We start from the raw sequence: 15,193 nt of genomic DNA, 5'->3' as shown, positions 1-15,193 counted from the left end.
CTTACTTGCTACCAACTGTTTTTTTCTTGCCTTTGCGTGTGCGGGCGTTATTTTTAGTTGTCTGTCCGCGAACAGGTAAGCCTTTTCTATGTCTTAAACCACGATAGCTTCCCAAATCCATTAAGGCTTTGATATCCATTGTTACCTTTTTACGGAGATCTCCCTCCACCATATAACTCTCTTGAATCTTTTTTGCAATTGATGAAACTTCATCTTCGCTGAGATCAAAAACTCGCTTATCAAAAGAAATATTTACAGCCTTGAGAATATCTCTTGAACTTTTAAGCCCAATGCCGTAAATATAAGTGAGAGCATATTCTACTCTTTTCTTTTTTGGCAAATCTACACCAGCAATTCTAGCCATTGTTTATCCTTGTCTTTGTTTATGTTTTGGGGTTGAGCAAATCACTCTAACCACGCCCTTACGCTTAATAACCTTGCATTTGTCGCACATCTTTTTGACTGAAGGTCTAACTTTCATACCTACTCCTTATGATTTTTTAACTTTTTTGAGTTAAAACCGCGGATTTTACAGAAAAAATATTTAAAAACTACTTACACGAATCATTTATATCTATAAGTAATTCTACCCTTATCCAAACTATAAGGTGTAAGCTCAATTTTGACCGCATCACCGGGTAAAATCTTAATGTAGTGCATACGCATTTTTCCAGCAATATGACACAACACTATATGCCCATTTTCAAGCTGAACGCGAAAAGTAGCATTTGGCAATGCCTCAATCACTTTTCCATCAACTTCAATCACATCATCTTTTGCCATTTTATACCTCCGTTAAAATCTCTGCCTTGCCACCTACAATAACAATGGTATGTTCATAATGACTTCCATTTAATCCATCTTTGGACACAACAGACCACTTATCGCCCAAAATCACAGGCTCACCATCTTTTTGAGCAATCATTGGTTCTATACAAAACACCATACCCTCTTTAATCTTTGGACCCTGCTTAATATTAGGAGATTCTATATAGTTTGGAATCTCTGGCTCTTCGTGTGGAGCCCTGCCTATTCCGTGTCCGCAAAAGCCACGCAATGGCACAAAACCACGCTTTATAATAGAATCTTGTAAAAAAAAGCTAAGCTCTTTAAATCGCATACCCACCTTGATATGTGAAATAGCCTCATACAGCACATCTTTTGCACACGCGATAAGATTCTCATTCTCCGTGCTTATCTCACCAATCCCCACACTAATTGCTGCATCGCCATACCAGCCGCCATATTCCACACCAATATCAATCCCTAAAATATCGCCATTTTGCAAACGATACTCATTAGGTATGCCGTGAATAATAACTTGGTTGAGTGATGTGCAGATAGATTGTGGGAATCCATAAAGTTTATAAAAAGCAGCTCTCCCACCTTGTGAAGCGATAAAATCTTTTGCCATACTATCAAGCTCAAGGAGAGAAACCCCCTCTTTTGCTTGAGACGCTAAAAGCTGCAAAGTTTGAGCGACAATCCTATTTGGTATCCGCAAAGATTCTATATCTTTTTTACTCTTGATACTAATCGCCATACTCTAGAGCCCTACGGCACTTAGCGTTTGATATTTACTCATATAGATTTGAGCTTCAATGCGTCTCATCGTATCAATAGCAACCTGCACGACAATAAGCACTGCCGTCCCACCAAAATAGAAAGGCACACCCGTAAATTTAACAAGCACCCAAGGAAGTGTGGAAACAAGAGCTAGATACAACGCACCCCAAAATGTAAGGTTACTTGCAACATTATTAAGGAAATTCGTTGTTCCTTCACCGGGACGCAAACCGGGTATAAAACCACCCTGTCTTTTAAGATTATCCGCAATGTCCTTTGCATTAAACACAATAGAAGCATAAAAATATGCAAAGAAAATTACAAAAATAAACATTAAAAGATTATATACATACCCATCAGGTCGCAAAATATCTGCCACAGCTTGAATCACGCTATTTGAAGAAGCTTGTAAAATCGTGGAAGGAAACACAAGCAACGCGGAAGCAAAAATAGGGGGGATAACGCCACTTAGATTCATTTTCACAGGAATGTAATTCATAATGCGTTTGTTTTGATTTTGCATAACAACCTTGCGTGCGTATGAAACAGGTATGCGTCTTTCAGCCAACTCAATGAAAATAATCACCCCAACAGTAGCCAAAATCACCACAAGAAGAATAAGAAGCACAAAGACATTGAGTTGTCCGGTATTTACAAGATTAAAAGTCTTACCAATATCTGAAGGAATTGCTGAAACAATCCCAGCAAAGATAATAAGGCTTATCCCATTACCCACACCGCGTTGCGTAATCTGCTCACCAATCCACATAAGCAACATTGTCCCCGTAAGCATAGAAAACACAGCCACAACGATGAATAGATTCAAATCAATCTTAATAGCCCCATTGCTCATACTATTTAGTCCAATACTTACACTCACTGCTTGAATAATCGTAATTCCAATAGTTGCATAACGCACGATTTGCATATATTTTTGCATACCATCGCGTTCTTTTTTCATTTTGCCAAGATTAGGAAAAGTCGCTGCGAGAAGCTCCATAATGATAGAAGCTGTGATGTAGGGCATAATACCCAAGGAGATAATACTAAAACGCTCCACCGCATTACCGCTAAACATATTAAACAAGCCTAGGGCATTATTTGCATTATCATCAATAAATGACTTAATGATGGACACATCAACACCCGGAACTGGCACATACGCCAAGATTCTATACGCAAATAAAAAAGCAAGTGTGATAAGAATCCTATTTACAATGCCTTTTGTCATTATTTACTTCCACTTGTTTTAATACACTCATCTTTGATTTTAGACACCAAACCCTTAGCTTTTGAGCCAATAAGTTTAATATTTACCGCATTTTTAGGAATACTAAAATGTTTGCGTAAAGTCTCCATATCAATTTGTGCCATTGAATCAAAGATTTGTGATTTATCTACATTGATGACAATAGGCTTTTGCACACGCGAAGTAAAGCCCACTTTAGGCAAACGCCTTTGCAATGGCTGTTGCCCACCTTCAAATCCTCTTTTTGCCTTGTAACCGCTTCTAGCAGTTTGTCCTTTGCCACCACGAGTGGAGGTTTTTCCCATACCACTGCCTTGCCCTCTACCTACACGCTTAATGTCTTTTGTGCTACCTTGTGCGGGTTTAATTTTTTCTAGCATAAGTTACTCCTTAAGCTTTAATTCGTGCAAGTGCATCAATAGTCGCACGCACCACATTGTAAGGATTATTTGATCCAAGTGATTTTGTCAAAATATCCTTAATACCTGCAAGTTCTATTACCGGACGCGTAGAGCCACCAGCGATAACACCTGTTCCCTCACTTGCTGGTTTTAATAGAATCTTACTTGCATTATATTTATGCTCAATATCGTGAGCAATCGTTGTGCCTTTAATATTCACTTTGATGATATTTTTAAACGCATCATCAATAGCTTTTTTTATCGCATCGGGAACTTCCTTTGCCTTACCAAGCCCAAAGCCAACAAGCCCATTTTTATTCCCTACAACAACAAGTGCATTAAAGCGGAACCTACGCCCACCTTTTACAACCTTAGTAACCCTACCGATATTCACAACAACTTCACTAAATTCTTCTCTATTGATTTCCATAAGCTTCCTTTTATAACTTTATGCCATTTTCACGCAAAGTATCAGCAAATGCTGCTACAACGCCGTGATAAAGGTATCCATTTCTATCAAATACCGCCTCTGTAATCTTGGCTTTTTTTAATAATCCTGCAAATTCAATGGCAATCTGCTTTGCATTTTCCCTATTATTGCCTAAGCCAAGCTTTTTGCCATCTATACTTGCCAATGTTACACCTGCTTCATCATTAATGGCTTGTGCATAAAGATACCTGTTAGACTTAAACACACTTATTCGCGGTTTGTCTGCTACACCAAAAATCCTACCCCTTGTGCGGAGCTTTCTCTTTACCTTGAGAAGTTGCTTTCGTTTCAACACCTTTTCTGTCATATCACGCCCCTATACTATTTTTTAGAAGTTTTACCCGCTTTGCGGACAATTGTCTCATCACTATATTTAATCCCTTTGCCCTTGTATGGCTCTGGTGGTCTAAACTCGCGGATCTCGGCAGCAATCTGCCCCACTTGCTGTTTATCAGTACCCTTAATGGTAATTGTATTTTTATCTACACTCATCTCAATTCCCGCAGGGATAGGATACACAACTGGGTGAGAGAAGCCTAATGCCATCTCTAGATTCTTGCCATTAATACTTGCCTTGTAACCAACACCATTAATTTCAAGCACTTTGCTAAATCCTTGACTCAAACCCACAACAATATTATTTGCCAACGCACGATAGGTTCCCCAATACGCACGAGATTGTGCTTGAGAATCCACACAAGCAAAACTCAAAGCATCGCCTTGCAAGTCAATTTTAACGCGTCCATAAGTTTCAAGCTCTTTTTGCCCTTTCGCACCCTTGAATAGAATCTTGCTCCCTTGCAAAGACACCTCAACACCTTTTGGGATACTAATAGGTTTTTTTCCAACTCTTGACATCTCTCTCTCCTACCATATACTGCAAAGTGCTTCGCCACCGACATTTGCTTTATATGCTTCGTCATTGCCAATTACACCTTTGCTTGTGCTAACTACGATTGTGCCATAGCCATTTTTAAAACGCTTCAGCTCACTTCTTGCCTTATATACACGGCGTCCGGGCTTACTAATACGCTTAATCTCATTAATAACGCTTTTACCTCGCTCATCATAAGCAAGCTGAACCATAATAGATTGTTTTCCATCTTTATCATTCACCTTGTAATCTTTAATAAAGCCCTTAGCCTTAAATACTTCTAAGATTGAAACAACAATTTTTGCGTAATACAAAGTCGTCACTTCCAATCGTCTCATAGAAGCGTTACGAATTCTCGTTAAAGAATCTGCAATAATATCATTTACCATACTCTACTCCTTACCAACTTGCTTTACGCAATCCGGGTATCAAACCCTCATTACCCATTTTCCGCAAACACACTCTACATAGTCCAAAATCTCTATATACAGAATGAGGTCTTCCGCACACTTGACATCTTGTATATGCCCTTGCACTAAATTTTGCTTTCCTTTTTGCCTTTGCAATTATTGATTTTTTCGCCATTTTATCGTCCTTTCGCAAAAGGCATACCAAGTAGCTCAAGCAACTTAAACGCCTCTTTATCGCTTTGAGTAGAAGTTACAAGTGTGATATTCATTCCGTGTGTTACCATAATGTCATCATATACGACTTCAGGGAACATAAGCTGCTCATTCAAGCCAAAGCTATAATTTCCACGCCCATCAAAGCCATTGCGTTTTACACCTCTAAAGTCTTTCACACGAGGCAATGCAATGACAATGAGCTTTTCAAGGAAGTTATACATCATCTTACCACGCAAGGTTACTTTCACACCCATAGGCATACCTTCACGCATTTTGAATCCTGCAACAGACTTTTTAGCTAAGGTAATAACTGCCTTTTGCCCCGCTATGAGTGAAATCGTATCAGCGATATTTTGCATAATCTTAGAATCTTTTGCGTGATCACCTGCTCCCACACTAATAACAATTTTTTCAAGCTTTGGAAGCAACATAGGATTGCTTATATTAAGCTCACTTTTAAGCTGGGGGATAATCTCATTTTTATACTTGTCTCTTAAAGCAAACATTAATTATCTCCTTCCGCTTTTTTTACATTTGAAATACTCATTGGCATTTCCTTAGACACAAAACCACCTTTTGGATTCTTTTCACTTGCCTTAATTGATTTTTTTGCAAGTTTGCAGCCTTCCACGATGACTTCCGCACTCTTGGGCAAAACTTGCAAAACCTTTGCTTTCTTGCCCTTATCATCTCCTGCGATAATTTGCACCATATCGCCTTTTTTAATCTTAAACTTTGCCACTACAACACCTCCGGAGCTAACGATACTATTTTCATAAAGTTTGCGTATCGCACTTCTCTACTTACTGGTCCAAAGATTCTCGTGCCAATAGGCTCACGCTTGGCATCAAGGATCACCGCCGCATTATCATCAAAACGCACTAAAGATCCGTTCTCACGATGAATCTCTTTTTTTGTTCTTACAACAACCGCTTTAACAACCTGTCCCTTTTTTACTTTTCCATTTGGAATAGCCTTTTTCACAGAAGCAACGATTACATCGCCCACTCGTGCATACCGCCTATGACTTCCGCCTAGAATCTTAATACACATAATTTCCTTTGCACCGCTATTATCAGCGACACTTAATCTTGTAAAACTTTGTATCATAGCTCTACTCCTGCGGTAATAATTTCTTTGAATCTAAACGCTTTTGTTTTTGAAATAGGCTTACATTCAATTGCACTCACCACATCACCAATCTTTGTTTCGTGATTTTCATCGTGAATGGTGTATTTTTTGAAACGCTTAACGATCTTACGATACTTCGCGTGAACAACCTTGCGTTCCACCAAAATCACCACGCTTTTGTTACCAGCCTTGCTGACAACCCTACCCTGAATCACTCTCTTATGTGCTTGCTTTTCACTCATAGTCAATCCTTAATCTTTCCATTAATTTTTTTTGGCACTCAAGGCTGTGTTAATTCTAGCAATATCCTTGCGAATTGTCTTAATCTCGCTTGGATTGGTCAGTTGCATAGTTTTGAGTTGCAATCTTTTTTCAAAAAGCAACGACTTTTTCTCTTTCAACATTTTTTGCAATTCCGCAATATCCTTATCTTGTAACTCAGTAAATTTCATTTTCACTCTCGCTCGTTATGATTTTGGTTTTAAAAGGAAGCTTACTTTGAGCTAAAGCCAAAGCCTCTCTCGCTAAAGCTTCATCAATCCCAGCCATCTCATAAATCATACGACCGGGTTTAATATTCATAACCCATTTTTCTACACCACCTTTACCTTTACCCATTCTTGTTTCCAATGGTTTTGCTGTTAAAGGTTTATCAGGGAAAACGCGTATCCACACTTTTCCCGCCCTTTTGATATGACGCGTCATCGCGATACGCGCAGATTCTATTTGTCTTGAATCTATGCGTCCGTGTTCCACTGCCTTAATCCCAATATCGCCAAATGCCAAAGACGCTCCACGGAAAGATTTTCCGCGATTGCGACCTTTCATCTGTTTTCTATATTTAGTCCGTTTTGGCATTAACATAATTACTGCCTCCCTCTTCTTGATTTAGGACGCTCTTTATCCCCGCCCTTACTTTCTTCCCTTTTCTCAGGCATAATACCCTTATGCAATACTTCGCCCTTGAAAATCCATACTTTAACACCAATGATTCCATAAGTCGTCATCGCTTCTGCAAAGCCATAATCAATTTTTGCACGCAATGTATGCAAAGGCACACGCCCTTCCATATACCACTCTGTTCTTGCCATTTCAGCCCCAGCCAAACGACCAGAAACTTTCACCTTGATACCCTTTGCACCAGCTTTCATCGCTGCTTGCATTACCTTTTTCATAGCGCGTCTAAATGCTACGCGTTTTTCAAGTTGTGTTGCGATATTTTCAGCTGCAAGTTGCGCATTTGCTTGAGGGCGTTTAGCTTCTTTGATATTAATAAACACTTCTTTATTAAGAATCTTTTTCAAAGCTTCTTTATGCTTATCAATATCTACACCTTTTTTACCGATGATTAAGCCCGGACGAGAAGCCACCACTGTTACGCGAATCTTATTTGCTGCACGCTCAATGATAATCTCACTCACACCCGCATAATACATCTCACGCTTTAAAAACTTACGAATCTTGTGATCCTCTAAGATATTTGAAGGTGTCGCTTGGGACACAGAAAACCATCGAGAAGACCAGTTGCGATTGATACCTAATCTTAAACCTATTGGATTAACTTTTTGACCCATTGTTATTGTTCCTCACCTTCAGTTTTTTTCTTCGCTGTTGTCTTTTTCGTAATAGGAGCCTTTGGAGTTGATTTTGGCTTAACCTCTTTGCTTTCTACCTTGTCAGCTTTTGGGGCTTTCTCTACTACTTTTGCTTTTGTAGCTGGTTTCTTAGCGGCACTAGCTTCTTTAGTTTCTATCTTTTTAGAATCTTCGGGTTTTGAATCTTTAGACTTAGATTCTACTTGCTTAGCTTGAGACTTTTGTGTGCCTACCTCGACCAAAATATGTGCTGTTGGCTTCCTAATAGGTGTAGCCCTACCTTTAGCGCGTGGCATAAATCTCCTTAGCACAGGACCAGCATCAACACGGCAAGAAGTTACAATCACATCTTGCGCATCATAGCCGCCATTTGCCACCGCTGAAGCAATCACTTTTGAAATAAGCTTAGCAGCCTTATTTGGAGTAAATTCCAAACTTGCAATCGCAAATTCAGCATTCATACCCTGCACTTCTCTTGCGATAAGACGTGCTTTTGTTGGAGACAACCGAATATATCTTAACAATGCTCTACTCATTCTCTCCCCTTATTTGCCAATTTTCTTTTGGACACTGCCTTTGTGTCCTTTAAAAGTCCGCGTAGGTGCAAACTCGCCAAGTTTATAGCCCACGTGGTTTTCAGTGATATACACAGGCACAAACGCTCTGCCATTATGGACATTGAAAGTTAGCCCTATCATATCAGGTAAAATCGTGCTTCTTCTTGACCAAGTCTTGATGGGTTTATTATCCTTGCCCTCTTTTGCTTTCTCAACTTTTTTGATGAGATAATCATCAACAAAAGGACCTTTCTTAATTGATCTTGCCATACTTCCCTACCTTATTTTTTCTTTCTTGAAATAATCAATCTATCACTCGCTTTTTTCTTACGAGTTTTAAAGCCTTTAGCCGGAGTTCCCCAAGGAGAAACAGGATGTCCGCTTGAGCCGGTTTTGCCCTCACCACCGCCGTGTGGGTGATCAACAGGGTTCATCGCACTACCGCGAGTTTGTGGGCGGATACCACGATGGCGATTGCGTCCAGCCTTACCAATAGAGATATTAGCAAAATCTTCATTGCCAACAACACCGATAGTCGCCATACATTCTTCTAAGATATATCTCATCTCGCCACTTGGCATTCTAAGGATAATGTATTTTCCCTCACGCCCCATAATCTGCGCACTCGCTCCAGCACTTCTTGCAAGCTGCCCACCAGCACCCGGGTGCATTTCTATATTATGCACGATTGTCCCAATGGGTATGCTTTTAAGCTTCATTGCAAAGCCTGTTTTAATATCAAGTCCAGATTCTGCTGCAAACACCACATCGCCGACTTTCAAACCACTTGGTTGGATAATATATCGCTTCTCACCATCAACATAATGAATAAGTGCAATACGGCAATTTCTATATGGATCATACTCAATCGCAGCGACCCTACCTTCAATATTAAACTTGTTACGTTTAAAATCAATGATTCTATACAGCTTCTTTGCCCCACCTTCTTTATGGCGACTTGTGATACGACCATTATTATTTCTTCCCGCACTCACAGGCAACTTGATAAGCAACCCTCTTACACTCGCCTTGCCGGTAATGTCCTTTGAGCTAAGATTGCTCATAAACCTTCGGCTTGGGGTATAGGGCTTATATGTTTTTACTGCCATATCCTACTCCTTACACTGATAGCGCATCAAGTTTTGCGCCCTCTGGAACTTTTACATAAAATTTCTTATAAGATGCACACTGACCAATTTTGCCTCTAAATCTTTTGACTTTACCTTCCTGTCGCAAAGAGTTAATCCTTACAGGTGTAATCCCAAAATATTCTTTAAAAATCTCTTTGAGCTGATTTTTACTCACATTGACAGCTGTTTGCACCACCAATACACCGCTTTCTTGAAGAGAAAGAGATTTTTCTGTATAGAGGATTGACTTAATATCTGTAATGTCTGCCATTTATTCCCCCTTGTTATCCGTAATGATTTCATCAAACACTGCTTTTTCAATCACAACCGAGCGGAACGCCGCTACCAAATACGCATTCAGCTCATTTGCATCTGCCAAATAGCATTGTTGCAAATTCCTAAAAGCTAAGAAAGTTGGCTCATCGCTCATCTGTGCTACAAACAAGGTGCTTCTTTGCTTTAATGCCTTAAACATTGCATACGCATCTTTTGTCTTTCCACTTGGCATAGCTACTGAATCTATCACAAAAAGTTTGCCTTCCTGTGCTTTTTGGTGTAACGCACACTCAAGGGCAAGTCGCTTTTGCTTTTTATTAATCTTAAGATTATAACTTCTATCATTGCTTGGTCCGTGAGATACACCACCGCCAACAAATACTGGAGAAGTGATACTCCCCGCACGAGCACGACCACCGCCTTTTTGATTCCAAGGCTTTTTACCACCACCACTTACTTCGCCGCGTTTTTTCGCACGAGCATTATTTGCCCTAAGCGAAGCAAGATAAGATTTCACATACAAATAAAGATTATGCTCTTTAATCTGCGTGTATCTCTCGGGCAATGCAAACTCACTGCTTCGTTGAAGCTTGTTGTCTAACAAAATTGCTTTACTCATTCTGCCTTACCTTACTTTATAATTTGTATTCTGCCAAATGCACCATTGAATCCAGCCACTGAACCCTTTAGCACCAAAATAGCACTTTCTTTATCAAATGACATTACATCATTTTTTCCACTCACTAGCTCATTTCCATAATGTCCAGCCATCTTTTTACCCGGCTGAACGCGTCCGGGCCACTCACGATTACCAATAGAGCCTAAGCGTCTATGGAATCTGCTTCCGTGTGCGGCTGGACCACCTTGAAAATTCCATCTTTTCATCGCACCGCTGAATCCACGCCCTTTTGTTTTGAATCTCACTTGAACGTGTTTTGCTTCACCCAAGACACCTGTGTCAAGCTCACCTACTTCCTTATTGCTCAGTTTCAAGGTAGCAAAGCGATTGAACTCTTTGCTTAGGCTATATTTCTTCTGTTGCCCTGCAACAGCCTTATTTATAGCCCTTCCTCGTGAATATGCCACAAGCCCCTTGCCATTTTCATATACCTCACACACCTTTGCACCAAGCACACGAAGCAATGTTACCGCTTCGCTCTTTGTGCCTATTGTGCGGCTCATACCGATTTTTTCAACTATAAATTCCATTCTTAAAATCCTTATGCTTAGTATTATTTACTCATAGACATAACTTCAACATCTACTTCAGGTGCCAAATCAAGCTTCATAAGACTATCCACGGTATCAGGAGTAGCCGACATAATGTCAATAATACGATGATGCACTCTAATTTCAAACTGCTCACGAGAATCTTTGTTGATATGTGGCGAACGAAGAACGGTGTATCGCTTCTTTTTGGTAGGAAGTGGCACTGGACCCCTTATCTCTGAACCTGTCCTCTTAACTGCTTCTATGATAGATGCAACTGATCTATCAAGAACCCTATGATCATAAGCTTTGAGCCTAAGTCGTATTCTTTCCATATTCTTTCCTTATCTAAAGAACTCACCAAATAATTTGATGTTTTTGGCTCGTGATTATAATCAATTTTGAAAAAAAAAGTCAAGCCCTTCGCCTATTTTTAGACATTTTTCAATTTTTTATTTTCCTTTTTATAAGGATAATTTTTAGAATCTAAAACATACATTCAAGCTTAGTTTTTCACAAAGCCAACCTTCAAATCCCACAAATTTTAGATTCCATTTATCCACAATCACCCCAAAAGCTTTTCTGCCAAATCTTTAGCACCCTTTAAATCGACCTTACCAGAGCCTAGCACGGGAATTGTCTCTACATACAAAATCTTTGAGGGCTTAAAGAGTGTAGGCAGGGCAGAATCTTTTAACGCAGATTCTAATTTTTGACATTGCTCTTGCTCCCCACTCACAAGCAGCACTACACTCTCACCCTTTTTGCTATCTTCAAGTGCCACAGCGACATATTTCACACTCTCATCAATCTCTTCTTTCTTTATAATCTTAGCAATCTCCTCTTCAATCCCCCCAAGGCTCACCATTTCCCCGCCAATCTTAGCAAAACGCGAATACCTATCCACAATATGAATAAAGCCATTACTATCCAAATGCCCCTTATCTCCGCTCTTATACCACCGAATCCCATCAAGCTCTACAATCACTTCACGCGTTTTCTCTTCATCATTGAGATAGCCCACCATTACTTGATGTCCGCCGATGAGAATCAAACCATCTTCCCCCACAGGAAGCTCTTCCATAGTATTTGGATCAACAATTCTTATCGCACTTCCGGGCAATGGCATACCCACACTTCCATCTTTACTTGCCTTATGTAGCTCCCAATTATCCGCATCAAACTCACTAGGCAGATTCACACTCGCCACGGGCGTAGTCTCTGTCGCCCCATAGCCCTCATAAATCTCTTTATTAAACTTCATCACAAAGGCTTCTTTGACATCTTTTTTAAGCTTCTCTGCCCCAGCCACAACAAGTCGCAAGGAATCAAACATCATCTTATCAACCTTGCTATTTCTCGCATAAATCCCTAAAAATGTAGATGTCCCACACATTACGCTTACCTTGTTCTTTGCTACCGCTTTGGCAATACCCACCGCGTCCGTTGGGTCTGCGTGGGTAACTGAAAGCATTCCCTCAAGCAAAGGCATAAGCATTGTAACAGTTAGCCCAAAGGCGTGAAAAGGTGGCAGAGATGAAAGCATAGAATCTTCACTCCTTGCGTGAATCACATCAGAAATTTGCAAAATATTACTCATGATATTAAGATGAGAAAGCATAACACCCTTTGGCTTCCCCTCACTCCCACTGCTAAATAAAATCGCCGCTACATCGGTATTTTTCACACCCTTTACATACAGCCACTTCAATATAAAAGATGGAAGCAAAATTGCCTGAATCATCTTACAAACAAAATCAATCTTGTTTGATTTAACAATACCGATTAAATCTTCCATATACAGCACTTTCACATTTTGTGGAAAGCTCAAAGCCACCCCCTTACCCTCAAGCTTATCCATAAACTTTTGCGAAGTATAAATAGTCTTAATTTGTGCTGAAGCAATAGCAGCATCAATGGCTTTTTGCCCCGCGGTGAAGTTAAGATTCACAATAGTTTTTGACGCCATAAGGAGTGAAAGATTACATAACGAGCTAGCAAGTGAGGCAGGGAGTATAATCCCTACATTCTGCTGTTCTTTAGTTTGATTGGCAAAAAGCTTGGAGAGAATAAGCGTAATGGCAAGCATTCTTGTATAGCTCATAGAGCCACTCATACTATCTACAATCGCCACTTCACTCCCCCATTTTTTTGCAGAATCTATCCACGCCCTGCCAAGCGTTGGCAGGGTTTCACATTGAGACTTCCACGCACTAAAAGAAAGCTCAAAAACCTTAGCCTTAACCTGCTGGGCGTTTGAGTGAATATCTAAAGATTCTCCAAAGGCAATGGTAATATTGCGTTTAGCAAAGCTTTTGCGTCTCTCTTGGAATCCTGTGTGGCTACGCGAAAACGCACTCCCCCACAAACCGCGGATATAAAAGGGCAAAATCACTGCTTGATGAGATTCTAGGTGTTTGGCTGCTAACTCAAAGCCACTTTTAAACTCATTCAAATGTCCGTGCCGAGAAATTGACCCTTCAGGGAAAAGGCAGACCATATGCCCCTCTTGCAGTTTTTGTGCGATAGATTCTAATGCCCTTTTACTCCCCGCATTTGAGACAGGAATCACCCCAAAAAGATCAAGGAAAATGCGTATATACCATCTATCATAATAGCTTCGCTCCATTACAAAATACACTTTTCTAGGCAGGGCAAGTTGCACCATCGCCCAATCCACAAAAGAAATATGATTACCTAGCAAAAACACACCGCCCTGTTCGGGTATATTCTCAAAGCCTTCAACATTCAAGCGATAGCGTTGAAAAAAAGCGAGAGTAACAAGCATTCTAACCAAAGAAAAAGGCAGAAGTCTCACAACATAAATCATTCCGCCAATGGCTACAACCATACAAAGATAAAATAAATAGCTCACTTCAATTTGTGCTAATGACGCGATTGTGCCAATGGCTAAGAATCCTAGCATTCCAATATTTTGGATAAAGTTATTCCCAGCTAAAACCTTGCCTAGCTCCCCCTCTTTTGCGTGAAACTGAATGAGTGCATTAAGCGGTATCACAAACAACGCCCCACCCATACCAAAAAGAAAAAACACAATCGCATAAGGTGTGAGTGAAGAAAAACTTAAAAGCAAAAGTGTCATTAGACACACAAGCAAAGCTCCTAAGGGGATAAGACCCGTTTCAATATATTGCTTAGAAAATCGCCCCGCAATAATTGAGCCAACAATAATCCCAAGCCCAGAAAAACCTATAATCATTTGCACCTTGAAAGTATTGAGTTCATTAAACTCGGCTTTCACATAGGTTGGAAATGAGGCGAGTAAAAGCTGTGAGATTGACCAAAATACGGCTATGCCAACGACAGAAAGCCAAATATTGCGATGAGATTGTAAAAGGGCAAGATTCCTCTTCAGCGATTTACCGCTTAAATATGCTTCTTTATCAAAGCTTTCACTGCTGCCTTGTGTCATTGTAGGCAAACGATAGCATAAATATAGCTCCGCCACAGCACACGCCATAAGAACAAAACCAAGTGGAGCAATGCTTTGTAAAATCTCACCTTTTGTCGCTAAAAATCCCAAGCCACTTGCACTATACATTGTCTCAAAAAAGAGTGAAAACACACTCATACCTGCCAAAATCGCCACGATAGCCGTTGCCTGCATAGCTCCATTTCCCCAAGCAAGCATATCTTTGCCTGCCAAATCTTTAATAAAACCATACTTCGCAGGAGAGTAAATCGCTGATTGCACCGCCATAAGCAATGTAGCAATAAATGCAAGCCAAAACCAGCCCATAAAATAACACAGCGTAATAAAGCTCACAATCCCCACAGAAAACCACGCACTCACACGCATAACGATATTTTTAGGAAATTTATCAGCCAAGAATCCAGAAGGCGTAAAAAGCAGAATAAAAGGCAGTAAAATAAGGGCGTTAATAATACTTGTAAGCAATGTCAATTCACTGCCATCATAGACTTTATACAGCGTATTTTGGATAGTGATTTTATGCCCCAAATCCACAAAAGCATTAATGAAAGCCACTAAAACAAATGGTGTAAATCCAGCAATTTTCCATAGTTTATTCATAACCCTTCGCTCCTTAATATGATATAGTTTCGTTG

25 protein-coding genes and 1 pseudogene are annotated in these 15,193 nt (G+C 40.1%); all 26 read right to left on the bottom strand.

Going from position 1 to position 15,193, the window contains the following annotated elements; genetic code table 11:
* Position 1: 1 nt before the first annotated feature.
* Positions 2-364, bottom strand: coding sequence for a 30S ribosomal protein S13 (gene rpsM / locus HCN_RS02945; RefSeq protein WP_002956267.1), 363 nt, complete (start codon positions 362-364; stop codon positions 2-4).
* A gap of 3 nt (positions 365-367) precedes the next feature.
* Complete coding sequence (gene rpmJ / locus HCN_RS02940) at positions 368-481, bottom strand: 50S ribosomal protein L36 (RefSeq protein ID WP_002956266.1); 114 nt, start codon at positions 479-481, stop codon at positions 368-370.
* An 83-nt stretch (positions 482-564) separates the two neighbouring features.
* Entirely contained in the window at positions 565-783 is a 219-nt protein-coding gene (infA, locus tag HCN_RS02935; RefSeq protein WP_002956265.1) for a translation initiation factor IF-1, read from the bottom strand.
* Between the two features lies 1 nt (position 784).
* Positions 785-1,543: a type I methionyl aminopeptidase gene (map, locus tag HCN_RS02930; protein ID WP_014666495.1), complete on the bottom strand. Its 759-nt coding sequence runs from the start codon at positions 1,541-1,543 to the stop codon at positions 785-787.
* A 3-nt stretch (positions 1,544-1,546) separates the two neighbouring features.
* The gene (gene secY / locus HCN_RS02925; protein WP_002956263.1) at positions 1,547-2,797 is read right to left on the bottom strand and encodes a preprotein translocase subunit SecY; all 1,251 of its coding nucleotides are present in this window, start codon (positions 2,795-2,797) and stop codon (positions 1,547-1,549) included.
* Positions 2,797-3,195, bottom strand: coding sequence for a 50S ribosomal protein L15 (rplO, locus tag HCN_RS02920; RefSeq protein ID WP_002956262.1), 399 nt, complete (start codon positions 3,193-3,195; stop codon positions 2,797-2,799). The genes secY and rplO overlap by 1 nt, the downstream gene beginning before the upstream one ends.
* A gap of 10 nt (positions 3,196-3,205) precedes the next feature.
* Positions 3,206-3,646 (bottom strand): 30S ribosomal protein S5, encoded by a 441-nt coding sequence (gene rpsE, locus HCN_RS02915; protein ID WP_002956261.1) that lies wholly within the window; start codon positions 3,644-3,646, stop codon positions 3,206-3,208.
* Between the two features lie 10 nt (positions 3,647-3,656).
* Entirely contained in the window at positions 3,657-4,013 is a 357-nt protein-coding gene (gene rplR, locus HCN_RS02910) for a 50S ribosomal protein L18 (RefSeq protein ID WP_002956260.1), read from the bottom strand.
* 14 nt (positions 4,014-4,027) lie between these two features.
* Entirely contained in the window at positions 4,028-4,564 is a 537-nt protein-coding gene (rplF, locus tag HCN_RS02905) for a 50S ribosomal protein L6 (protein ID WP_002956259.1), read from the bottom strand.
* Between the two features lie 9 nt (positions 4,565-4,573).
* Positions 4,574-4,969 carry a 30S ribosomal protein S8 gene (gene rpsH / locus HCN_RS02900; RefSeq protein ID WP_002956258.1) on the bottom strand — a complete coding sequence of 132 codons (396 nt, stop codon included), beginning with the start codon at positions 4,967-4,969 and terminating at the stop codon, positions 4,574-4,576.
* A gap of 10 nt (positions 4,970-4,979) precedes the next feature.
* The gene (locus HCN_RS02895; RefSeq protein ID WP_002956257.1) at positions 4,980-5,165 is read right to left on the bottom strand and encodes a type Z 30S ribosomal protein S14; all 186 of its coding nucleotides are present in this window, start codon (positions 5,163-5,165) and stop codon (positions 4,980-4,982) included.
* 1 nt (position 5,166) lies between these two features.
* On the bottom strand, positions 5,167-5,712 hold the full coding sequence (gene rplE / locus HCN_RS02890) for a 50S ribosomal protein L5 (RefSeq protein ID WP_014666494.1): 546 nt from the start codon (positions 5,710-5,712) through the stop codon (positions 5,167-5,169).
* Positions 5,712-5,948 carry a 50S ribosomal protein L24 gene (rplX, locus tag HCN_RS02885; RefSeq protein WP_002956255.1) on the bottom strand — a complete coding sequence of 79 codons (237 nt, stop codon included), beginning with the start codon at positions 5,946-5,948 and terminating at the stop codon, positions 5,712-5,714. Before rplX ends, rplE begins: the two co-directional genes overlap by 1 nt.
* A complete protein-coding gene (gene rplN / locus HCN_RS02880; protein WP_002956254.1) occupies positions 5,948-6,316 on the bottom strand; it encodes a 50S ribosomal protein L14 in 369 nt (122 codons plus the stop codon). Before rplN ends, rplX begins: the two co-directional genes overlap by 1 nt.
* Entirely contained in the window at positions 6,313-6,579 is a 267-nt protein-coding gene (rpsQ, locus tag HCN_RS02875) for a 30S ribosomal protein S17 (RefSeq protein WP_002956253.1), read from the bottom strand. Before rpsQ ends, rplN begins: the two co-directional genes overlap by 4 nt.
* Positions 6,580-6,600: 21 nt before the next feature.
* A complete protein-coding gene (rpmC, locus tag HCN_RS02870) occupies positions 6,601-6,789 on the bottom strand; it encodes a 50S ribosomal protein L29 (protein ID WP_002956252.1) in 189 nt (62 codons plus the stop codon).
* On the bottom strand, positions 6,776-7,201 hold the full coding sequence (gene rplP, locus HCN_RS02865) for a 50S ribosomal protein L16 (protein WP_002956251.1): 426 nt from the start codon (positions 7,199-7,201) through the stop codon (positions 6,776-6,778). The genes rpmC and rplP overlap by 14 nt, the downstream gene beginning before the upstream one ends.
* A gap of 2 nt (positions 7,202-7,203) precedes the next feature.
* On the bottom strand, positions 7,204-7,911 hold the full coding sequence (gene rpsC, locus HCN_RS02860; RefSeq protein WP_002956250.1) for a 30S ribosomal protein S3: 708 nt from the start codon (positions 7,909-7,911) through the stop codon (positions 7,204-7,206).
* Between the two features lie 116 nt (positions 7,912-8,027).
* Positions 8,028-8,468, bottom strand: a pseudogene (gene rplV, locus HCN_RS02855) (50S ribosomal protein L22); the annotation flags it as partial.
* Between the two features lie 9 nt (positions 8,469-8,477).
* Entirely contained in the window at positions 8,478-8,759 is a 282-nt protein-coding gene (gene rpsS / locus HCN_RS02850) for a 30S ribosomal protein S19 (RefSeq protein ID WP_002956248.1), read from the bottom strand.
* A gap of 11 nt (positions 8,760-8,770) precedes the next feature.
* Positions 8,771-9,598 carry a 50S ribosomal protein L2 gene (rplB, locus tag HCN_RS02845; RefSeq protein ID WP_002956247.1) on the bottom strand — a complete coding sequence of 276 codons (828 nt, stop codon included), beginning with the start codon at positions 9,596-9,598 and terminating at the stop codon, positions 8,771-8,773.
* 10 nt (positions 9,599-9,608) lie between these two features.
* Positions 9,609-9,890: a 50S ribosomal protein L23 gene (locus HCN_RS02840; protein WP_014666491.1), complete on the bottom strand. Its 282-nt coding sequence runs from the start codon at positions 9,888-9,890 to the stop codon at positions 9,609-9,611.
* Positions 9,891-10,514: a 50S ribosomal protein L4 gene (gene rplD / locus HCN_RS02835; protein ID WP_014666490.1), complete on the bottom strand. Its 624-nt coding sequence runs from the start codon at positions 10,512-10,514 to the stop codon at positions 9,891-9,893.
* 11 nt (positions 10,515-10,525) lie between these two features.
* Positions 10,526-11,104 (bottom strand): 50S ribosomal protein L3, encoded by a 579-nt coding sequence (gene rplC, locus HCN_RS02830; RefSeq protein WP_014666489.1) that lies wholly within the window; start codon positions 11,102-11,104, stop codon positions 10,526-10,528.
* Between the two features lie 23 nt (positions 11,105-11,127).
* On the bottom strand, positions 11,128-11,439 hold the full coding sequence (rpsJ, locus tag HCN_RS02825; RefSeq protein ID WP_002956243.1) for a 30S ribosomal protein S10: 312 nt from the start codon (positions 11,437-11,439) through the stop codon (positions 11,128-11,130).
* Between the two features lie 230 nt (positions 11,440-11,669).
* Positions 11,670-15,158, bottom strand: coding sequence for an acyl-[ACP]--phospholipid O-acyltransferase (locus HCN_RS02820; protein ID WP_014667528.1), 3,489 nt, complete (start codon positions 15,156-15,158; stop codon positions 11,670-11,672).
* Positions 15,159-15,193 lie beyond the last annotated feature (35 nt).

The organism is Helicobacter cinaedi PAGU611 (assembly GCF_000284635.1).
GTDB lineage: Bacteria > Campylobacterota > Campylobacteria > Campylobacterales > Helicobacteraceae > Helicobacter_C > Helicobacter_C cinaedi.
This window is presented reverse-complemented; position numbering and strand designations above follow the sequence as displayed.